The sequence below is a fragment of the Pseudomonas sp. 1 genome (assembly GCF_056626735.1).
In genome coordinates, this window is the sequence record NZ_JBWXMQ010000028.1 from 1 (window position 1) to 19,484 (window position 19,484).

The following is a 19,484-nucleotide window of genomic DNA, read 5'->3' on the forward strand; positions in this document are numbered from 1 at the left end:
TAGGCCGGGGTGTTCGGTGCCGGATGGGGTAGGTGGTTCGGTTGTTGATAAAGGCGAGCCGCAGCTGCCGAAGATGACAGCGCAGGAACGGCGGGCGAAGATTGATGAGTTGGCAGAGGCGAATGCGAAGAGGCGTGTGTGGGAATATGAAAAGCGGTATGGAATGCACACTGTCGAAAAGCACAGTTCAGAAATTTCTGATAAAGCTCTTGAACAGAGAGCAATCAATGGTGCGAATCCTCACACTGGATTAATCCCAAAAGGTGCGAAAGGCAACCGGAGCTCTCAATTTCATAATTGGCGCATGCATTTGGGCGCACTAAATAAAGCGATGACGAAGGATAAGAATGGCTTGATTATGCACACCGGAAAAGATCATAACAAAAATCCAATAGTGAGATTGGAACTACCTGGTGCAGGGCGTGGGTACAAGCCGAACAAAAAAGACGATCAAAATCCTAGCTTGAATGAAAATTTGAATTGGTTTGAGGTTAAGTTTGATCAGGTAAATACACAAAATCCATTTACAGCATTTCCGACCGAGGTGAAGTGATGTTGAAAGATCCATATTTAAATGAAAAGTTTGAACCGGATTTGATGTGGTTTATAGGCGTTTTCGACGTTTATGATCGGGAGGAAACTCGAGGTGCGGAACTCGAGGTTTACAATCCTAATAATTCTGCTGATAGAGAGATTCTTATCAGGAAGTATTGTCTGAATCTGCCATACCTTTCGTATAGGCATAAGCTGGTTTTGGTTGAGGCTTTAAAAGTAGCGTTAGATGATTCAAACTATAATTTTAATAGTCTCTTTGATATTGATGAGTACGAGACATCTAGTTGGCCTAGGGGGGAATGGTATTCGTTAGACAGTTCGCGTTGTTTTTTTAAAGAGGTCTACCGTTTGGCGGGAGATGTCTGGAGGGAAGACCTTGAGCTCGCAGCGAGTGAGGATAGATCCATGTGGTGAGTGTGACTATAAAATTAAAACAAAGAATGGGTGTTATTGGCGTTATTTGCTGAATTAGTGTCTAGGTAAGTAGTTAGTACATTAACCTACCCCTTCGTGTGCAGCCCTGCTTCCGCGGGGGACGTGGTCTGGGGCTCAGTGTTGACCCATTAGTTGCGGAGAATGAAGCTCGGAAGCGGCGAGACTATCAATCAAATGCACACTATACCCCGGAACATTCTTCGCATGATGCTTCGCCTGCGAAGCCATTTCCGCCAATTGACTCGCATCCAGTTGCGCACAAGTTTCAGGATGCAAATGCACCACGCCAATGGACAATGACAGCAATGGAAACTCCTGACGAATACCCTGGCGGTTCGGCGCAATAAAACAACCAGCGTCTAGATGTTCGGGGCGGTAGAAGCGACGGCATTGGCTTTGGAAATCATCAAGCAATTGGTTCAGCCGTTTGCGCCAATCTTCCGGGCCGAGCACCAACAGGAAATCGTCACCACCGATGTGGCCAACAAAATCGCGGGACGGGTCGACGCGTTCGTTTAGGCATTGCGCCAGACACAACAACACCTCATCCCCACGCCCATACCCATAGATATCGTTAAAGGGTTTGAAACTGTCGATGTCGACATAGCAAATGACCGACTCGCGCCCCTGTTGTAGTAGTCGGGTGAGGCATTGCTGAATCGGCACATTCCCCGGCAGCAAGGTCAGCGGATTGGCATACCGAGCCTGCTGGATTTTCAGTTCGGTAATCAGTTTGAGCACGTCGATCACCCTGCCCAGACCCAGATAGCTGCCGTTGAGGGTGATGATGAAGTCTTCTTCGATGCGTTGTCGGGCGCGGCTGGTGATCAGACGGCTGACCTGTTGCAGTGACTGGCTCATTTCCACGGCGAGGAAGTCGTCGTTCATCAGTCGGCTGATCGGTTTGCGAGCGAACAGGTCGGTGGCGAACGGCTTGAGAAGGGCATCGGACAATGAATGACGATGAACGATGCCGCACGGCTGACCCTGTTCGTCGAGCACCGCCAGTGAGTTCAGGTTGGCCTGGCGGCGGAAGGCTTCCAGTACGGTGGCGGTCGGTGTGTCGCGATTCACGGCCGGTTGATCGATGAGCAGGGCGCTCAGGTCGCTGCCTTCGTCATTCAGCGCCACGGCGCTACTGTCGTGTTTGGGCATCAGGGTCCGGGCGTCGCGTGACGGATGTTCCTGCGGGCGCCCCAGCAAATAGCCCTGGACCAGATCAACGCCCATCTCGGTCAGCACCGCCAACTCTTCCGGCAACTCGATGCCCTCGGCAATCACCTGCGCCCGCGAGGCCTTGGCGATTTGCAGGATCGATCCGACGAACTCACGCTTCAACGCGTCCTGATGAATGCCGTCGATAAAGTGCCGGTCGATCTTCACGTAATCCGGCCGCAGCTCCGACCACAGGCGCAGGCTCGAGTAACCCGCGCCCAGATCGTCGAGAGCAATCGAAAAACCCATCGCCCGGTAGTGATGCAGCGCGGTTTGCAGCAACTGAAAGTCGTCGATCGGTGTCTGTTCGGTGAGTTCGATCACCACCTGACTCGGCGGAATACCAAAATCCTGTAGCAACTGCAGTGTCCGCCCCGGCTGGTGCGCGGCTTCGAGCAGGGATTCGGGAGAGACGTTGAGAAACAGTTTGCCCGGCAATTGCTGTTCGTTGAAACGACGACAGGCACTCTGGCGGCAGGCGATTTCCAGTTCGCTCAAGCGGCCGGCCTGGCGGGCCACGGCGAACAGGGCGATGGGGGAGTGCAGCGGGCTGTTGGACGGGCCGCGGGTCAAGGCTTCGTAGCCAAGAATGCGTCGTTCGGAGAGGCAAATGATCGGCTGGAACAGACTGTGTAAACCGCTTTGAGTCAGGATCGAGCTCAAGGCACTCAGCTGTTCGGTCGTGGTCATGGCAATCTCTGGCGATAAAAAAGGACTGGGAGCGTTCTCGATGAAGAGAACCGCTCCCAGTCCTTTATTGCACGACAGAATGATGACTGTTTGATGACGATCCGGGGATCGTCAGCATTAAATTGCCATCACCTTACTTCTTTGCGACCTGGTTGCTCAGCTTCAGGTAATCCAGCAGCACGCGGCCGGTCTCGCTCAGGTAGGCGTCGTCTTCCGGTTTGACCTTGTCCGGCTCGGCGGCTGCCAGGGCGTCGTCGTCTTCTTTCTTCAGCTCTTTGAGCGGTTCTTCGCCTTTGGCCTTGCGACGGATGTTTTCCATCGCCAGTTGCTTGGCGTCGATATCGGCGTGCTGGGCACGGCGTTCGGCTTCATTGAGGCTGACGGTTTTCTCTTCCAGCAGCTTTTGCGCCAGGGCCAGCTTGTCGCGGATGAACACGAACTCCGCGTCCTTGGCGGAACGGGTGTCATGCTCGGATTTCAGCTGGGCCAGGTACGGTTTGAACGGATCGCTCGCCGGTTTGATCGCCGCGCGGATGGTGTCCCACGGCATGGCTTCCGGCAGGGCGCTTTCGCCGATTTCCTTGGTGTCGATGATCGACGGGTAATCGATGTCCGGCAGGACGCCCTGATGCTGGGTGCTCTGACCGGAAACCCGGTAGAACTTGGCCAGGGTCAGTTTCAGTTCGCCATGGTTCAGCGGCTGAATGGTCTGCACGGTGCCTTTGCCGAAGGTCTGGCCACCGATGATCAGCGCACGGTGGTAGTCCTGCATGGCGCCGGCGAAGATCTCCGAAGCCGAGGCGGACAGGCGGTTGACCAGCAACGCCATCGGGCCTTTGTAGAACGCGCCCGGGTTTTCATCTTCAAGTACATCGACCCGGCCATCGGCGTTGCGCACGAGCACGGTAGGGCCCTTGTCGATGAACAGGCTGGTCAGCTCGGTGGCTTCCTGCAGGGAACCGCCGCCGTTGTTGCGCAGGTCGATGACCACGCCGTCGACTTTCTCTTTCTGCAGTTCGGTCAGCAGCTTCTTGACGTCGCGGGTGGTGCTCTTGTAGTCCGGATCGCCGGCACGGAAGGCCTTGAAGTCGAGGTAGAACGCCGGAATCTCGATCACGCCGAGCTTGTAGTCGCGGCCGTCCTGTTTCAGGTTCAGCACGGACTTCTTCACGGCCTGGTCTTCGAGCTTCACCGCTTCACGGGTGATCGGCACGATCTTGCTGGTCTGGTCGTTCGGCGCATTGCTGGCCGGAATCACTTCCAGACGCACCACGGTGCCTTTCGGGCCACGGATCAGCTTGACCACTTCGTCCAGACGCCAGCCGACCACGTCGACCATCTCTTTGTTGCCCTGGGCAACACCGATGATCTTGTCGGCCGGAGCAACCTGCTTGGTCTTGTCGGCCGGGCCTGCGGGCACCAGACGCACGACTTTCACCTGGTCGTTGTCGCTCTGCAACACGGCGCCGATGCCCTCGAGGGACAGGCTCATGTTGATGTCGAAGTTCTCCGCGTTATCCGGCGACAGATAGTTGGTGTGCGGATCGTAAGACATCGCGAAGGTGTTGATGTATGCCTGGAAGATGTCTTCGGCGCGGGTCTGGTCCAGACGCGCCAGTTGATTCTTGTAGCGTTTGGTCAGGGTTTCCTGGATCTGCTTCGGGTCTTTGCCGGCGATCTTCTGCCGCAGCACCTCGTCCTTGACGCGTTTGCGCCACAGGTCATCGAGTTCGGCGGTGGACTTGAGCCAAGGAGCGTCCTTGCGATCGATCAGCAAGGTTTCCTTGGTGGTGAAGTCCATCTTGTCGACGCCTTTGTTCAGCTCGGCAAGGGCGAAGTCCAGACGCGCCTTCACGCGGTCCAGATAGCGCTTGTAGATGGTGAACCCGGCGTTGAGGTCGCCGCTCTTGAGGAAGTCGTCGAACTGGGTCTTCCACTTGTCGAATTCGGCGATGTCGCTGGCCATGAAATAGCTGCGCGACGGGTCGAGCAGCTTGATGTAGCTGTCGTAGATGATCACCGAGCGCGCATCGTCGAGCGGCGGCTTGCTGTAGTGGTGACGCTTGAGCAACTCGACGACGTTCAGACTGGCGATCACTTCGTCGCGATCAGGCTGCAACTTGTCCCAGCTGTTGGCTGCGAAGGTGGTGCCCGACACCGGCAACAGGCCGATACCGATGAAAAGAGCGAGGGCGGTGCTGGGGAGCAGATGCTTCATGCTGATTCGACGCGGGGACAATTGATAACGCATATTAGGCCGTCTTTGAAGTCGCCGGTACCTCTACGCTCTGTACGATAACTGCTGTTCAGCGTTCGTTCAGACCCCAGGGCCGGTCGCATAATGCAAAAAGCCCGGCGCTACAGCTTCGGGCTCAGTCCAGACTCACTATGGAGGCACTGTGAAGGCATTGCAAGGCGTTGAAGGTCAAGTGGCATGGGTTGATGAACCAAGTCCTACATGTGATGTAGGACAAGTTCGCATCCGAGTAGCGGCAGCGGGCCTCAATCGTGCGGATTTATTACAGAAAGCCGGACTTTATCCGCCCCCTCCGGGTGCCAGCCAGGTGCTGGGTCTTGAGTGCTCCGGGGTGATCTGCGAGGTCGGCGCGGGCTCTTCTTGGCAGGTCGGTGACCGGGTCTGCGCCCTGCTGGCCGGGGGCGGGATGGCGCAAGAGGTGGTCGTCGACGGACGGCATGTGCTGCCGGTTCCGGAAGGTGTATCGCTGATCGAGGCCGCTGCCTTGCTCGAGGTGTACGCGACCGTCTGGCTGAATGTGTTTCAACTCGCTGCGCTCAAACCGGGTGAGAAAGTTCTTCTGCACGCCGGGGCCAGTGGCATCGGCTCAGCCGCGATTCAACTGTGCAAGGCTTTCGGCAATCCATGCTGGGTCAGCGTCGGCTCGGCTGAGCGACTGGCCTATTGCGAATCGCTGGGTGCCCAGGGCGGGGTGGTGCGCACCGATGATCTGGAAAGTCTCCGGGATTTCGGGCCGTTCGATGTGATTCTGGATCCGGTCGGCGGCAATTATTCAGCGCTGAATCTGAAGCTGATGGCTCAGGACGGCCGCTGGGTGCTGATCGGTCTGATGGGTGGCCGTGAAGCGAAACTGGATCTGGCCCAGGTGCTGGCCAAGCGCGTGCAACTGCTGGGCTCGACCCTGCGCAGCCGTGACGATCAGTTCAAGGCCGATCTGTTCAGCGATCTGAGCCAGCACGTGTGGCCGCTGTTTTCCGAAGGGCGCCTGAAGCCGCAACTGGCCAAGGCTTTCCCGATCAAGGATGCGGAGGCGGCGTTCGCCGAGCTGGCGAGCAACACGGTGGCGGGGAAGCTGGTGCTGGTGATCGACGAAAGCCTGAGTTGATCATCGATGCTTGTGGGAGCAGGCCTGCTCCCACAAGGCAATCGCTTACTTCCAGAGGTGAATCGGCCAGCCGGATTTCTCGGCCTGCGCAAGCAACACCGGATCCGGATTGACCACATGCGGGTAATCCACTTTCAGCAGCAGCGGCAGGTCATTGCGTGAGTCGGAATAGAAACTCGCGCCCTCAAGATTTTCTTCTTCGGCGTCCAGCCATTCCAGCAACCGGGTGATTTTGCCTTCGCGGTAGGTCAGGGTGCCTACGGTCTGGCCGCTGTACACGCCATGCGCCACTTCCAGTTCGATGGCCAGAACTTCGTCGATACCCAGCCGTTCGGCAATCGGTTTCACCAGGTGCGTGCCCGAGGCCGAGATCACCAGAATCCGGTCGCCGGCCTGGCGGTGGGCGGCGATGGTCCTGGTGGCATCGCTGAAGATGATGGGTTCGATGAAGTCTTCAACCCACGGCGCTACCAGATGCTCGACTTCTTCCGAGGTGCGGCCGATCAGCGGCTCGAGGCTGAAGTCCATGTAGTCCTCCATGCGCAACTTGCCATGGCTGTAGGCGTCCATCAGCTCATTGTTCCTGCGCATGAACGACTCGGGATCGACCCAGCCCAGGCGCCCCATCTGCTCGCACCATAGCGTTGCGCAGTCACCATGAATCAGCGTGTCGTCCAGATCAAAAATTGCCAGGGCCATCAGTTCAGTTCCCTCTTGGGTGTCAGCAAAGTCATCAGGCTACCTCACACAGGGCGGTGGGATCGATGGAAAGTGACAGGCGCTGACCGTCGGGATGCAGATCCGCTGCCGAACGATTCAGCACATCCACCACCAGTTCCACGCCCCGGGCTTCGACGCGGTAGCGAATCACGTTGCCCAGCAGGCTGTGGCTGCGGATTTGCGCGTCGGGCTCACCGCTCAGACTCAATTCGATGGCCTCCGGGCGAATCGCGATGCGGTGGTTGATCGGCCGCTGCAACAGCTTCGACGCACTTTCGGCATCCAGCAGATTGTAGTTGCCGATGAAGCCGGCAGCGAACACGTCGACCGGCGCGGTGTAGAGGGTTTCGGCGTCGCCGCTTTGTACGATCTTTCCCTGATTCATCAGGAAAATCCGGTCAGACATGGTCAGCGCTTCTTCCTGATCGTGTGTGACGAAAATCGTGGTCAGGCCGAGTTCGCGCTGGATCTGACGGATCTGCTCACGCAGGTGTTTGCGAATCCGTGCATCGAGGGCCGACAGCGGTTCATCCAGCAGCAACAGGCGCGGACGGGTGACCAGCGAGCGGGCGAGGGCGACACGCTGGCATTGACCGCCGGACAACTGATGCGGATAGCGGCTGGCGAAATCGTTGAGTTCAACCAGTTTCAACACTTCGGCAACCCGCTTGTGGCTGTCGTCGGCGTTGACCTTTTGCATGCGCAAACCGAAGGCGACGTTCTGTTCAACGGTCATGTTGGGAAACAGCGCGTAGCTTTGGAACACCATGCCGATCCCGCGTTTCTGCGGGGTGAGCGGCACGATGTCGACACCATCGAGCAGAATCTTGCCGCCATCCACCGGCGTCAGGCCGGCGATGCAGCGCAGCAAGGTGGATTTGCCGCAACCCGATGGGCCGAGCAGGGTGACGAATTCACCCTTCTGGATTTCGCAGTTGATGTCGCTGAACACCGTGGTGCCCGCGTAGTTTTTCTGAAGGTGTTGGACGCTGACATAGCTCATTCGCTTTTGTCCTTGTTCAAGATGTTGGCGACCCAGGTCAGGACCAGCACGAAAAAGAAGTAGGAGATCACCAGCGCACTGGTGAAGTGGCCGCTGCTGTTACGCATGTTGTTGAGGTAGACCTGCAGGGTTTCGTAGCGGGTGCCGACCAGAATGTTGGCGAACACGAACTCACCGAACAGGAACGAGAACGACAACAGCAAGGCGACCATCAGGCCTTTGCGCAGGTTCGGCAGTACCACCAGGAAAGCTGCCTGAAAGGTGCTGGCGCCGAGCAGTTGGGCGGCGTCCATCAAGTCGCGCAGGTTGATCGCTTGCAGGTTGTTGGTGATCGCCCGGTACATGAACGGCAGGGCAACGGTGAAGTAGCAACCGATCAGGATCCACGGCGTGCCGACCATCGCGAACGGCCCGGAACCGTAAAGCTGCAACAGCCCCACCGACGACACCACCGGCGGCACCGCAAAGGGCAGCAGGATCAGGATGTTCATCAGCGCATCGAGTTTCGGGAAGTGGTAATGCACCACGAACAGCAGCGGCAGGATCAGCACCACCGACAGGATCAGCGCGCCGACGCACACCAGCAGCGACTGACCGAAGGCGTGCAGGAAGCGCGGGTCGCTCCACAACTGGACGTACCACTTGAAAGTGAAACCGCTGGGCAGGATGGTGGCCGACCAGCTGCTGGCAATCGAGTAGATCAGCGTGCCCAGCAGCGGCAGAAGCAGGATGGCGAACAGCAGATACACCACGACGCGGTGGTAGACGCCGGCCGGGCCGGATTCAGCGCGAGACATGGTAGCTCCTCTTCAGCAACAGTTGATGCACGACGGTCACCAGGGTCATCAGCGCCACCAGCACGACGGCCAGGGCGCTGGCCAGGTTCGGATCGAGGGAAATGTCGCCGGACACCATCGCCGCAATCCGGATCGGCAATACGTTGAAGTTGCCGGTGGTCAGCGCGTAAACCGTGGCGTAGGCGCCGAGGGCATTGGCCAGCAGGATCACGAAGGTGCCGAGCAGGGCCGGGGTCAGCACCGGCAGGCCGATGTGGCGCCAGAACTGCCAGCTGTCAGCGCCGAGCAGGGCGGCGGATTCGCGCCAGTCTTCACGCAGCGCATCGAATGCCGGGTACAGCAGCAGGACGCCGAGGGGAATCTGGAAGTAGGTGTAGAGGATGATCAACCCGGTTTTCGAGTACAGGTTGAAGTCTTCGATGATCCCGGCCTGCTTCAACATGATGGTGATGCTGCCGTTGAAGCCGAGCAGGATGATGAAGGCAAACGCCAGAGGCACGCCGGCGAAGTTGCTGGTCATGTTGGCGAAGGCATTGACGAAGTTGCGCAGTTTCGAATCGACCCGGCGCAGGGAGTACGCACCCAGCACCGCGATGATGATCCCGAACACACTCGACCAGAAACTGATTTCGAGGCTGTACTGGATCGCCTGCAGGTAGAACTTCGAGCTGAAGATCCTGCTGAAGTTGGCGAAGCCCCAACCGAATTCTTCCGATTGCAGGCTGTTGATCATCACCCAGATCAGCGGGGCGATTTCGAACGCGATAAAGAACAGCGCGAAAGGCACCAGGCACAGGGCGGCCAGCCATTTGCCGCGAGTCATTGAGTTCACTTGAGCAACTCCCGGCAAACAGGTTTGTCGTGGGGTACGCCGAGCAGTTCGCAGACGGTGCCGCAGATGTCGGTCTGCTTCGGCGTGGCGCCGGCGTGCAGGCTGAAAGCGTCACCGAGTACGAACAACGGCACCTGGCGTTCTTCCGGCAGCAGGCCGTTGTGCGAGCGGTCGTTGTTCATGCCGTGGTCGGCAGTCACCAGCACTTGGTAACCGGCGTCGAGCCAGCCTTGCAGGTAGTCGGCGAGGATGATGTCGGCGCTGCGCGCGCTGTTGCGGTATTGCGGGGTGTCGAGGCCGTGCTTGTGGCCGGCGTCGTCGATGTTCATCGGATGGATCAGCAGAAAATCCGGGGCGTGGCGCAGGCGCAGGTTTTCGGCGTCGGCGAACAGGTGCGAGTCCGGGTAGTGATCGTTCCAGTAGAAGTGGCCGTGCTGGATCGGTAGCGTCGGGTCATCGGTATGCCGATCCCGAGCCGCCACGAACGGCGAGCGGTTGTAGAGCTCGCTGACCCAGTGGTACGCCGCGGCGGCGGTTTTCAGACCGGCATCGCGGGCGTAGTGATATATGCTGCGCTGGTTGGACAGGCGCGAGACGTTGTTGTGGACGATGCCGCTCTCGATCGGTGGCACGCCGGTGAGGATGCATTCGTAAAGCGGTCGGGACAGGGCCGGCAGCTCGCACTCCAGCTGGTACAGCGCCGCGCGTCCTGCGCCAACGTAAGCCTGCAGATGCCCCATGGCGTGACACGCAACCTCGTAACTGAGGCCGTCGAGCACGACAAGGATGACGGTGTGCTTCATAGGGGCAAAAACTCCGCGAAACAGAAAATTTCAGATTCAGTCGGGAGCCCTTGTGGGAGCGAGCTTGCTCGCGAAGGTGTCGTGTCAGCCAACATCAATGTTGAACGAAAGACCGCATTCGCGAGCAAGCTCGCTCCCACAGGGATCTCCAGCAATCCCGGAAGCGGGACTTACGGGCTTACTTCATCTCTACGATGACTTCTTCGTTCCACTTCTGCGGCAGGGCCTTGGAGGTTTTTTCCCACGCATCGGCGTCCTTGATCGGTGTGACCTTCTTGTACTGCTCGTTCGGCAGCAGTTTGGCTTTCACGTCTTCCGGCAATTGCAGGTGCTCGGCGCGGATCGGGCGAGCGTTGCCGCGGGCGAGGTTGGTCTGGCCGGCGTCACTGAAGATGTATTCGCGGGTCAGCTTGGCGGCGTTCGGGTTCTTCGCGTATTTGTTGATGATGGTGGTGTAGCCGGAAATCACCGAGCCGTCTGACGGAATCAGCACCACGTAGTCATCCGGGTTGGCCATCTTGGCCTTGTAGCTCAGGCCGTTGAAGTCCCAGACCACGCCGACTTCGATCTCGCCTTTTTCCATGGTGGCGATGGTCGGGTTGGCCATCGACAGGCGACCCTGCTTGGCGATGTCTGCGAACAGCAGCAGGGCAGGCTGGAGGTTTTTCTCGTCGCCGCCGTTGGCCAGCGCAGCGGCGAGTACACCGTTGGCAGCTTGTGCAGCGGTGCTCACGTCACCGATGGAAACCTTGTATTTGCCGCCCTTGAGGTCAGCCCATTTGGTCGGAACTTCGGAGCCGTGCAGCAGCTTCTTGTTGACGATGAAAGCGATGGTGCCGGTGTAGGCCAGTGCCCAGTTGCCGTCCTTGTCCTTGGCCCAGTCCGGTACTTGATCCCAGGTGGTCGGCTTGTACGGTTGCACCACGCCTTGCTTGACGGCGATCGGGCCGAAAGCCGCGCCGACGTCGCCGATGTCGGCGGTGGCGTTGTCTTTCTCGGCGGCGAACTTGGCGATTTCCTGGGCCGAACTCATGTCGGTGTCGATGTGTTTCAGGCCGTAGTTCTTGGCCAGGTCTTCCCAGGTGCCTTTCCAGTTGGCCCAGTCATCGGGCATGCCGACGCTGTTGACGGCGCCTTCCGCTTTCGCAGCGGCTTCGAGGGTTTTCAGATCATCAGCCGCCATGGCGGCGGTGCACATGGCAATGGTCGAGCCTAACAGTGTTGCCAGGAAAAGCTGTTTCATTCCGAAGCTCCTTGGTCGTGTTCAACGCTGCGATTGCGGTTTGTGTTGGTCTAGGTCAGCAATACCTGAGCCAATGTAGGGGGGCTGGATGACACTTTGATGTCGGCGGATACCTGACCCGCCCTTTATTTCGCCGATATCGTCGGCTGCCCGCTAAGCGTAGACCACCCTCAAAGTCCCGGTGGGCAAGGGACTTGGCCGATGTATTGCAAGTTGTCAGGGCGACCGTTCGGTAGTTTTGTCATCTCTCGGTCATCTGCACTGCCTAGGCTTGCAACACGACCGAATGGCGCAATAGCTGTGCGGTTTTGCCCCGAAACAGTGCTGGTCTAGTCCAGATAGGTAACGTTGATGCGCGATGAGGCAACAAAAGCGGTGACAGCGATTGGCCAGATCCTTCAGGAGCAGCTCGATCACGGGTTGCTGGCGGCGGGGAGCAAGTTGCCGGCCGAGCGCAAGCTCAGTGAGTTGTTCGGCACGACGCGGATTACGGTGCGTGAAGCCTTGTTGCAACTGGAGGCGCAAGGGCAGATTTATCGCGAGGAGCGGCGGGGCTGGTTCGTGTCGCCACCGCGTCTGGCCTACAACCTGATGCAGCGCAGTCACTTTCACGCGATGGTCAGTGCGCAGGGGCGGGTGCCGTCGACCGAGGTGATTTCGGCGCGGTTGCAACCGGCGTCAGCGGCGGTATGTGCCTGGTTGCAGTTGCCGGCGTTGTCGAGCGTGATTCAGATTTGCCGGTCGCGGCGGATCGATGGGCGGCTGGTGTTGTATGTGGAGCATTATCTGAATCCGCAGTTTTTTCCGGGGATTCTGGAGTTTGATTTGAATCAGTCGATTACCGAGCTGTATGCGCGGCATTACGACTTGCACTATGGGCGGGTGCGGTTCGAGATTGTGCCGACGTCGTTGTCGGTGGATGCGGCAGCGGCTTTACGGGTTTCGGTGGGGAGTCCGGGGTTGAGGATTGCTCGGGTTAATTATGATCAGGCCGGGCGGTTGATTGATTGTGATCTGGAGTTTTGGCGGCATGATGCGATTCACGTGGGGGTTGATGTGGTTTGACCTTGGCGGCCTCTGGGCCGACCAGGTTTTGGGTTGTTTTGGGTGAATATCCGTTGCTTCGGGTGCTGCCGCTGACGGTTTCGCCCTTACGGCGAGTCACTTTGGCAAACGCCCCAAAGTAACCAAAACGCTGGGCCCCTGCGTTCGGCACCTCGCTGAGGCTCGGTGTTCCTTCGTTCCGGGATTCATCCGGGGGCATCGCCTACGGTTTGCTTCGCTGCACCTCCTCTCGATGCATGCGGCTGCGCCGCACGGTCGCTGCGCTCCCACCCCCGGATAAATCCCTCCACTCAGCCTTCCGATGGGGCCAAAAGATCAAAAGCTTTACTCGAGCTAACGCTCATCGTGGTGAGTGGTGGGAGTTAGCTTGCCAGCGATGGCGGCCGGAAGTCGGTCAGATTCGCCGGATCTATTCTTGAGTTTGGCCACCACCGCCTGCGGTGATCACTTGCACATTCATCCTCGGCGTCGCCAGATCCAGGCCGGCTTCATCCAGATGCCGTTTCAGCGACAGGTTGAACGCCCGTGAAACTTCCCACTGTTTGATCGGTGCTGTCTTGAACCTTGCGCGCAGTATCGCGTTGCCGGATTCGAAGCTTTCCACGCCCTGAAATTCCAGCGGCGACCAGATGTTGCGGCGTTGCAGCGGATCTGTGCGCATTTTCTGGCCGACGTCGCGCATCAGTTTGATGGCTTCATCGATGCTCATGTTGAACGGCACGGCCACGCGGAAGATCGCGTAGCCGAATTCGCGGGAGTAGTTTTTGATGCTTTTGATTTCGCTGAACGGGATGGTGTGGACGATGCCGTCAATGTCCCGCAGGCGAACGGTGCGGATGGTCAGGCCTTCGACGGTGCCCAGGTGGCCGCCGACGTCGACGTAGTCGTCGATGGCCAGGGAGTCTTCGATGATGATGAACAGGCCGGTGATCAGATCCGCTACGAGCGACTGGGCGCCGAAGCCGATGGCCAGACCGATCACGCCGGCACCGGCCAGCAGAGGCGTGACGTTCATGCCCATGTTTGCCAGGGCGACGATCAGGGCGATGATGAAGATCGCCACGAAAAGCACGTTGCGGATCAGCGGCATCATGGTTTGCGCGCGGGCGTTGGCCAGGCCTTTGCGGGAGCGGGTGAGGGCGTGGTGGACGGCGGTGTCGCTGAGAATCCAGATCAGCCACGCGAAGATCAGCGTACCGATCAGGCTGAAGATTTTTACGCTGACGTCGTGGCCTTCGCCTTCGGTGAAGCCGATCAGTGACATGCCCCAGACCCGCAGGCCGAGTTCGATGAAAGCCAGCCACACCAGTAAATGGGCGAGGGTGTAGAAAAAGCTTTTCAGGCGCTCGGAATACAACGCATGACGTTTCGGGCCACGTTGGGGTCTGAGGGCGTGGCGGCGGACGAGGCCGTTGATGACCATGCACAACACCAGCAGCACGGTGCAGATCAGTGACTGGCGCAGTGCGGTGCTGGTGTCGCCGGCGGAGATGAAGGTGGCGAAGAGGGAAATGCCGACCAGCACCAGTGCCGGGACGTACCAGAAGGTGCCGAGGATTTCGATGGTGTCGCTGAGGGCGCGGCGGGTCAGGCGCCGGGACAACGGCTGGTTGCGGATCAGGTGGGCGATCGGCCGGCGGAAGCGCAGGATGAACAGCCCGGTCGACAGCGCCGCAAGGACATTGGCGACGGTGGCGGCGGTGTGGGCCAGGTGTACGCCGAGGCCGGCCACCAGTCGCGGATCGCTCAGGGCTTCACCGAAGGCGGCGAAGCTGCCGATCAGCCACAACGGGCGGAAGGCCTGGTGACGCAGGATGTACAACGCGCGATGGCGGTGCGGGCCGTCGAGTACGGAAAAGGCGATCACGCAGATGGCCGAGAAACAGGTGCCGACCACCAGCGCATACGCCAGCACCATCGCCAGGCTTTTGCCCAGTGACGAGGGCAGTGCGTAGCTCATGTAAACCGTGATCACCAACGCGATCAGCCAGGGCCCGAGCTTGCGCAGGGCGAAGCGCAACATGTCGAGGGCCCGGGGATTCTGCGGCAGTTCTTCGGTCAGACCGAAGCGCATGCGTACCCGGTGGCCGAGCCAGATCAGCGCGGCGGCGAGCAGGCTCCAGACCGCGAGGATCACGGCGAAGGCGAAGATGATCGGCAGCCATTCGCTGGCCGGCAGCATCAGGCCTTTGAGCTCGTCCTGAGCCATGTCGAATTCGGCGGACCAGCGATTGAGCGGGCTGTCGGCGCCGGTGAACTGTTTTTCGAAGGTGGCGAGGGTGCCGCCGATCAGTCCCAGCACGCCTTCTTCCGGGCTGGCCTGGGCCTTTTTCGTGGCGTCGCGCAGTTTTTTCAGATCAGTCAGCAACTGGGCGCGTTGCTTGTCGTTTTCCAGCGACTTGATGACTTCGTCCAGGGACTGGCCGAGCGGTGCCTGGGCTTCGGGCTGAGTATTGCCGGAGCCCGTGAGCAGCCCCGGCAGACCGGCAGCATCGGCAGGTGCCGGCGACATCAGGGTCATCAGGCAAACGAGAAACAGGCAGGGCAGGGCAAAAAGACGAGCGAACACTAGGCGGTCAACCTCGCAAGGGGCGGATCGGGCGAGTGTACGAGCCCGCCAGATTCAATGCGAGCCGGGGGCGGATTTATTCGTTGAGTTTGGCAAGGATCTTGTAGACCACGGTGGCCAGGATCATCAGCATGCCGATCCACATGGCGAACACACCGGCGTTCTTGTCACGGAAGTTGAAGCCGATGGCCAGCAGAATCATTCCGCACAGGATGGGAATGAGCATGGAGTGAAACGCAGACATCGAGATCATGGCGACAGCCTTGTCGAAGGAAATAATTTAAGTCTAGGTGGGATTTGGCCGACCGGTGGTGATCTGTATCAGAACCGAGCCGGTTTTACAGGCCGAGGGATCGCAGCCCGAAGCTGCGATCCCGACTGTGTCCTACGGCAGTTCGCGACTGGCGTAGAACGCGCTCAGCACTTTGACCAGGTGGGCCAGGTCGTGGCTGCCGCACAGTTCGCGGATCGAGTGCATGGCGAACGTCGGCAGGCCGATATCGACGGTGCGCACGCCCAGGTGGCTGGCGGTGATCGGGCCGATGGTCGAGCCGCAACCCATGTCGCTGCGTACCACGAAGCTCTGCACCGGGACTTCTTCGGCCATGCACAGATGGCGGAAGAAACCGGCGGTTTCACTGTTGGTGGCGTAGCGCTGGTTGCTGTTGACCTTGATCACCGGGCCGGCGTTGAGTTTCGGACCGTGATTGGCGTCGTGCTTTTCGGCGTAGTTCGGGTGCACGCCGTGGGCGTTGTCGGCCGAGACCAGCAGGGATTTCTGGATGGTGCGCACGAACTCGTCACCTTCCGGCAACAGACGGCGCAGGGTCTGCTCCAGCATCGGGCCATCAGCGCCGCAGGCAGAGCAGGAACCGACTTCTTCGTGGTCGTTACACACCAGCACGCAGGTCTCTTCGGTGTCGGCGGTCAGCAAGGCTTGCAGGCCGGCGTAGCACGACAGCAGGTTGTCCAGGCGCGCACCGGCGATGAAGTCGCCATGCAGACCGATGATGGCGGCGCTTTGGGTGTCGTAGAAACTCAGCTCGTAATCCAGCACCACGTCGGCGTTGAGGCCATGTTCACGAGCCAGTTGGTCGGTGAGCACCGCGCGAAAGTCCACCCGCTCATCACCGGCGAACTGCGCGAGAATCGGTGGCAGTTCGGTCTGGGCGTTGATGGCCCAGCCCTGGTTGGCTTCACGGTTGAGGTGAATGGCCAGGTTGGGAATGATCGCGATCGGGGCCTTGAAGTCGATCAATTGGCTTTCGACCTTGCCGTCACGGCGGAAGGTGACGCGGCCGGCCAGCGACAGGTCGCGGTCGAACCACGGTGCGAGCAGCGCACCGCCGTAGACTTCGACGCCGAGCTGCCAGAAGCCCTGGCGCTGCAGCTCAGGTTGTGGTTTGACTCGCAGGCACGGGCTGTCGGTGTGGGCGCCGACCAGACGGATGCCGTCGTGCAGCGGTGAGTTGCGGCCCATCTTGATCGCGACAATCGAGGAGTCGTTACGGGTGACGTAGTAACGACCATTGGCTTCGGTGTGCCAGGTTTCACGCTCGTCGAGGCGCACATAACCGGCGGCCTCCAGCCGTTGAACAAGGCTGGCGGTGGCGTGGAACGGGGTAGGGGAGGCCTTGAGGAAGTCGATCAGGCCTTGGTTCAACTCTTCGCGCATAAGAAGCTCCAGACAGCAATGGGCGGGAGTTTAACGCATCGGCCTGATGCTTGGGACTAGACATGTGCCACTCGCATCAACGAGCGGCGGCCACCCTTTTTTTCAGATAGTTCATGATCACTTTTTCGTCTTCAGGCTTGTCCGGACGAGGCAGTTGTTTTGGCCAGCGGCTCTGATTGAGCAGCTTTTTCTGACGGCTCTCGTCCCAGCGCAGAATCTCCCGCGACGCGCATTCCCACCATTCATGACGACAGGCGCTGTAGTAGGGGTGATCCATCACCGACTGATTCGCATCGATGTATTGAAACAGGCTGCTCGGGGGGCTGGTGAACAGGGTGTCGGTGTCGACGAACAGGGTTTTCTCGGCCAACTGCATACCGGCGGCAATCGCGCATGCCTTGCGCCGATGGTGGTAGCCATTGTGTCCCTGCCAGCGCGTCAGGGTCGCTTCGTCGAGCAACACGGTGTCGACCTGCCAGCCTTCGTAGTCCTGCGGCCGGTCAGTGAGAATCCTGATCGCCGGACGTTTGCCGTTTTTGGCCTGGGACAGGGCTGTGAGGATGCTGAATTTGGCTTCGCGCCGGTAGACATCCTGTTTGCCGTAAATCAGGTAGAGCAGTTGATGACGGGTCTTCTTGACGGGTGTTGCCAGGGAATCAGTACAACTCATCCGGAACAAAATCCTTTAAAACGGGCGACTGCCGGTCAGGCAGTGCTTAAAACGGTGCCGGGCATTCGAAGCGCAAGCGTTCGCCGGACTGTGGGTGGGTGAAGCTGAGCATGCTCGCGTGCAGGCACAGTCGTGGCCAGGCCGCGAGGGCTAGCTCGTGGGCGTAGAGGCCGTCACCGAGCAACGGATGGCCGATCGACAGCATGTGCACCCGCAACTGGTGCGAGCGGCCGGTGATCGGCGTGAGTTCGACGCGGCACCAGTCGCCGCAACGCTCCAGTACACGCCAGAAAGTCAGCGCGTGCTTGCCGAGTTCGTGATCTACCACATGGCGCGGTTTGGTCGGCGGGTCGTAGCGCAACGGCAAGTCGATGCTGCCGCTGTCCAGTTCCGGCTGGCCCCAGCAGAGCGCGGTGTAGGCTTTCTCTGTTTCACGATCATGAAACTGGCGTGACAGTTCGCGGTGGGTATCGGCGTCGCGGGCCAGCAGGATGATCCCCGACGTTTCCCAGTCCAGGCGATGGACGATTCGCGCTTCCGGGTAGCCGTTTTCCTGCAGGCGGGTGATCAGGCAGTCCTTGTTGTCGTCGGCCCGGCCGGGGACGGAGAGCAACAGGGTCGGTTTGTTCACCACCAGAACGGCGGCGTCCTGATGAATGATTTGGACGTTGGACAACGGCATTAAAACAGCCTCGTAACAAATGCCAACGGCGGCTCAGGGCCCCTCCACTATCGGAAGGGTCCTGAGCCGCCGTCGTTCCTGCCGGATCGACTCAGCGGTCTGGCAGGGTGATGTTGAGTTCCAGAATCGAGCAGCTGCCCTGGCTCTCCAGTGCCACGTGTACGTCGTCGTTGCCGATGTTGACGTACTTGCGGATCACTTCCACCAGTTCCTTCTGCAAGGATGGCAGGTAGTCAGGGGTGCTGCGCTGGCCGCGTTCATGCGCCACGATGATCTGTAGACGCTCTTTCGCGACCGAGGCGGTACTTGGCTTTTTGTTGGCACGAAAGAAGTCAAAAAGGTTCATTACCTACCTCCAAACAGACGCTCGAAGAATCCCTTCTTCTCGACATTCAGGAACCGGTGTTCTTTTTCCTTGCCCAGCAGGCGATCAACGGTATCGCTGTAGGCCTGGCCGGCGTCGCTTTGATCATCGAGGATCACAGGTACGCCCTGGTTGGAGGCCTTGAGTACGGCCTGGGATTCCGGAATGACGCCCAGCAGGCGTACGGCGAGGATTTCCTTGACGTCTTCGACGCCCAGCATTTCGCCTTTTTCGACGCGCTCCGGGTGGTAGCGGGTGATCAGCAGGTGTTCCTGGATCGGCTCTTCGCCTTTTTCGGCGCGACGGGACTTGCTGGCCAGCAGGCCCAGCATGCGGTCGGAGTCACGTACCGAGGACACTTCCGGGTTGGTCACGACGATCGCTTCGTCAGCGAAGTACATGGCCAGGTGCGCGCCTTTCTCGATGCCCGCCGGGGAGTCGCAGACGACGAACTCGAATTGCTCCTTGAGCTCCATCAGGACTTTTTCCACGCCTTCCTGGGTCAGCGCGTCCTTGTCGCGGGTCTGGCTGGCGGCCAGCACGTAGAGGTTTTCCAGGCGCTTGTCTTTGATCAGGGCCTGTTGCAGGTTGGCTTCGCCGTTCACCACGTTGACGAAGTCATACACCACGCGGCGCTCGCAACCCATGATCAGGTCGAGGTTACGCAAGCCCACGTCGAAGTCGACGATCACTGTTTTGTGGCCGCGCAGAGCGAGGCCGGTACCGATAGCGGCGCTGGTGGTGGTCTTACCCACACCACCCTTGCCGGATGTAACCACGAGAATCTTGGCCAAGGTGTTTCAC

General features: G+C 59.4%; 18 protein-coding genes and 1 pseudogene. 4 read left to right on the plus strand and 15 right to left on the minus strand.

Going from position 1 to position 19,484, the window contains the following annotated elements:
* Both AC1MDC_RS27390 and AC1MDC_RS27395 read left to right on the plus strand, forming a co-directional pair.
* Positions 1-553 (plus strand): annotated as a pseudogene (locus AC1MDC_RS27390) (type IV secretion protein Rhs); the annotation flags it as partial.
* On the plus strand, positions 553-969 hold the full coding sequence (locus AC1MDC_RS27395; protein ID WP_480394101.1) for a hypothetical protein: 417 nt from the start codon (positions 553-555) through the stop codon (positions 967-969). The pseudogene AC1MDC_RS27390 and the gene AC1MDC_RS27395, both read left to right, overlap by 1 nt.
* 135 nt (positions 970-1,104) lie before the next feature.
* Here AC1MDC_RS27395 and AC1MDC_RS27400 read toward each other — a convergent pair whose 3' ends face one another.
* Positions 1,105-2,895 carry a bifunctional diguanylate cyclase/phosphodiesterase gene (locus AC1MDC_RS27400; protein WP_480394102.1) on the minus strand — a complete coding sequence of 597 codons (1,791 nt, stop codon included), beginning with the start codon at positions 2,893-2,895 and terminating at the stop codon, positions 1,105-1,107.
* Between the two features lie 133 nt (positions 2,896-3,028).
* Positions 3,029-5,113, minus strand: a complete 2,085-nt coding sequence (locus AC1MDC_RS27405; protein WP_170929802.1) for a carboxy terminal-processing peptidase — start codon at positions 5,111-5,113, stop codon at positions 3,029-3,031.
* Between the two features lie 181 nt (positions 5,114-5,294).
* Here AC1MDC_RS27405 and AC1MDC_RS27410 point away from each other — a divergent pair, with 181 nt between their 5' ends.
* Positions 5,295-6,257 (plus strand): zinc-binding dehydrogenase, encoded by a 963-nt coding sequence (locus AC1MDC_RS27410; RefSeq protein WP_480394103.1) that lies wholly within the window; start codon positions 5,295-5,297, stop codon positions 6,255-6,257.
* Between the two features lie 45 nt (positions 6,258-6,302).
* On the opposite strand, the gene AC1MDC_RS27415 is transcribed toward AC1MDC_RS27410, so the two are convergent.
* From AC1MDC_RS27415 to AC1MDC_RS27440, 6 genes are all read right to left on the minus strand, one after another.
* Positions 6,303-6,956, minus strand: a complete 654-nt coding sequence (locus AC1MDC_RS27415) for an HAD family hydrolase (protein ID WP_085701116.1) — start codon at positions 6,954-6,956, stop codon at positions 6,303-6,305.
* 34 nt (positions 6,957-6,990) lie between these two features.
* A complete protein-coding gene (locus tag AC1MDC_RS27420) occupies positions 6,991-7,980 on the minus strand; it encodes an ABC transporter ATP-binding protein (RefSeq protein WP_011333173.1) in 990 nt (329 codons plus the stop codon).
* Entirely contained in the window at positions 7,977-8,777 is an 801-nt protein-coding gene (locus AC1MDC_RS27425) for an ABC transporter permease (protein WP_085690467.1), read from the minus strand. The genes AC1MDC_RS27420 and AC1MDC_RS27425 overlap by 4 nt, the downstream gene beginning before the upstream one ends.
* Positions 8,764-9,600: an ABC transporter permease gene (locus tag AC1MDC_RS27430; RefSeq protein WP_170929806.1), complete on the minus strand. Its 837-nt coding sequence runs from the start codon at positions 9,598-9,600 to the stop codon at positions 8,764-8,766. The genes AC1MDC_RS27425 and AC1MDC_RS27430 overlap by 14 nt, the downstream gene beginning before the upstream one ends.
* A 5-nt stretch (positions 9,601-9,605) precedes the next feature.
* Complete coding sequence (locus tag AC1MDC_RS27435) at positions 9,606-10,412, minus strand: alkaline phosphatase family protein (RefSeq protein ID WP_085701119.1); 807 nt, start codon at positions 10,410-10,412, stop codon at positions 9,606-9,608.
* Between the two features lie 178 nt (positions 10,413-10,590).
* Positions 10,591-11,655, minus strand: a complete 1,065-nt coding sequence (locus AC1MDC_RS27440) for an ABC transporter substrate-binding protein (protein ID WP_085690470.1) — start codon at positions 11,653-11,655, stop codon at positions 10,591-10,593.
* A 351-nt stretch (positions 11,656-12,006) separates the two neighbouring features.
* Here AC1MDC_RS27440 and AC1MDC_RS27445 point away from each other — a divergent pair, with 351 nt between their 5' ends.
* Positions 12,007-12,720, plus strand: a complete 714-nt coding sequence (locus AC1MDC_RS27445; RefSeq protein WP_085701120.1) for a UTRA domain-containing protein — start codon at positions 12,007-12,009, stop codon at positions 12,718-12,720.
* Between the two features lie 409 nt (positions 12,721-13,129).
* Here AC1MDC_RS27445 and AC1MDC_RS27450 read toward each other — a convergent pair whose 3' ends face one another.
* From AC1MDC_RS27450 to minD, 7 genes are all read right to left on the minus strand, one after another.
* The gene (locus AC1MDC_RS27450; RefSeq protein WP_085705329.1) at positions 13,130-15,289 is read right to left on the minus strand and encodes a mechanosensitive ion channel family protein; all 2,160 of its coding nucleotides are present in this window, start codon (positions 15,287-15,289) and stop codon (positions 13,130-13,132) included.
* 76 nt (positions 15,290-15,365) lie between these two features.
* Entirely contained in the window at positions 15,366-15,542 is a 177-nt protein-coding gene (locus tag AC1MDC_RS27455; protein ID WP_007960078.1) for a hypothetical protein, read from the minus strand.
* Between the two features lie 132 nt (positions 15,543-15,674).
* The gene (locus tag AC1MDC_RS27460; protein ID WP_085705327.1) at positions 15,675-16,964 is read right to left on the minus strand and encodes a M18 family aminopeptidase; all 1,290 of its coding nucleotides are present in this window, start codon (positions 16,962-16,964) and stop codon (positions 15,675-15,677) included.
* 76 nt (positions 16,965-17,040) lie between these two features.
* A complete protein-coding gene (locus AC1MDC_RS27465) occupies positions 17,041-17,634 on the minus strand; it encodes a hypothetical protein (RefSeq protein WP_480394104.1) in 594 nt (197 codons plus the stop codon).
* Between the two features lie 46 nt (positions 17,635-17,680).
* Positions 17,681-18,316 (minus strand): RluA family pseudouridine synthase, encoded by a 636-nt coding sequence (locus AC1MDC_RS27470; RefSeq protein ID WP_266200343.1) that lies wholly within the window; start codon positions 18,314-18,316, stop codon positions 17,681-17,683.
* Positions 18,317-18,407: 91 nt separating this feature from the next.
* A complete protein-coding gene (minE, locus tag AC1MDC_RS27475; protein ID WP_007960071.1) occupies positions 18,408-18,662 on the minus strand; it encodes a cell division topological specificity factor MinE in 255 nt (84 codons plus the stop codon).
* Entirely contained in the window at positions 18,662-19,474 is an 813-nt protein-coding gene (minD, locus tag AC1MDC_RS27480) for a septum site-determining protein MinD (protein ID WP_085690474.1), read from the minus strand. Before minD ends, minE begins: the two co-directional genes overlap by 1 nt.
* Between the last annotated feature and the right edge of the window lie 10 nt (positions 19,475-19,484).

Excerpts from the sequence above, each read along its gene's own strand:
- AC1MDC_RS27405 (WP_170929802.1), bottom strand. The coding sequence starts at position 5,113 with ATGAAGCATCTGCTCCCCAGCACCGCCCTCGCTCTTTTCATCGGTATC.
- AC1MDC_RS27445 (WP_085701120.1), top strand. The coding sequence starts at position 12,007 with ATGCGCGATGAGGCAACAAAAGCGGTGACAGCGATTGGCCAGATCCTT.
- AC1MDC_RS27470 (WP_266200343.1), bottom strand. The coding sequence starts at position 18,316 with ATGCCGTTGTCCAACGTCCAAATCATTCATCAGGACGCCGCCGTTCTG.
- AC1MDC_RS27420 (WP_011333173.1), bottom strand. The coding sequence starts at position 7,980 with ATGAGCTATGTCAGCGTCCAACACCTTCAGAAAAACTACGCGGGCACC.
- AC1MDC_RS27465 (WP_480394104.1), bottom strand. The coding sequence starts at position 17,634 with ATGAGTTGTACTGATTCCCTGGCAACACCCGTCAAGAAGACCCGTCAT.
- minE (WP_007960071.1), bottom strand. The coding sequence starts at position 18,662 with ATGAACCTTTTTGACTTCTTTCGTGCCAACAAAAAGCCAAGTACCGCC.
- AC1MDC_RS27440 (WP_085690470.1), bottom strand. The coding sequence starts at position 11,655 with ATGAAACAGCTTTTCCTGGCAACACTGTTAGGCTCGACCATTGCCATG.
- AC1MDC_RS27415 (WP_085701116.1), bottom strand. The coding sequence starts at position 6,956 with ATGGCCCTGGCAATTTTTGATCTGGACGACACGCTGATTCATGGTGAC.
- AC1MDC_RS27430 (WP_170929806.1), bottom strand. The coding sequence starts at position 9,600 with ATGACTCGCGGCAAATGGCTGGCCGCCCTGTGCCTGGTGCCTTTCGCG.
- AC1MDC_RS27460 (WP_085705327.1), bottom strand. The coding sequence starts at position 16,964 with ATGCGCGAAGAGTTGAACCAAGGCCTGATCGACTTCCTCAAGGCCTCC.
- AC1MDC_RS27395 (WP_480394101.1), top strand. The coding sequence starts at position 553 with ATGTTGAAAGATCCATATTTAAATGAAAAGTTTGAACCGGATTTGATG.
- AC1MDC_RS27400 (WP_480394102.1), bottom strand. The coding sequence starts at position 2,895 with ATGACCACGACCGAACAGCTGAGTGCCTTGAGCTCGATCCTGACTCAA.
- AC1MDC_RS27425 (WP_085690467.1), bottom strand. The coding sequence starts at position 8,777 with ATGTCTCGCGCTGAATCCGGCCCGGCCGGCGTCTACCACCGCGTCGTG.
- AC1MDC_RS27435 (WP_085701119.1), bottom strand. The coding sequence starts at position 10,412 with ATGAAGCACACCGTCATCCTTGTCGTGCTCGACGGCCTCAGTTACGAG.
- AC1MDC_RS27455 (WP_007960078.1), bottom strand. The coding sequence starts at position 15,542 with ATGATCTCGATGTCTGCGTTTCACTCCATGCTCATTCCCATCCTGTGC.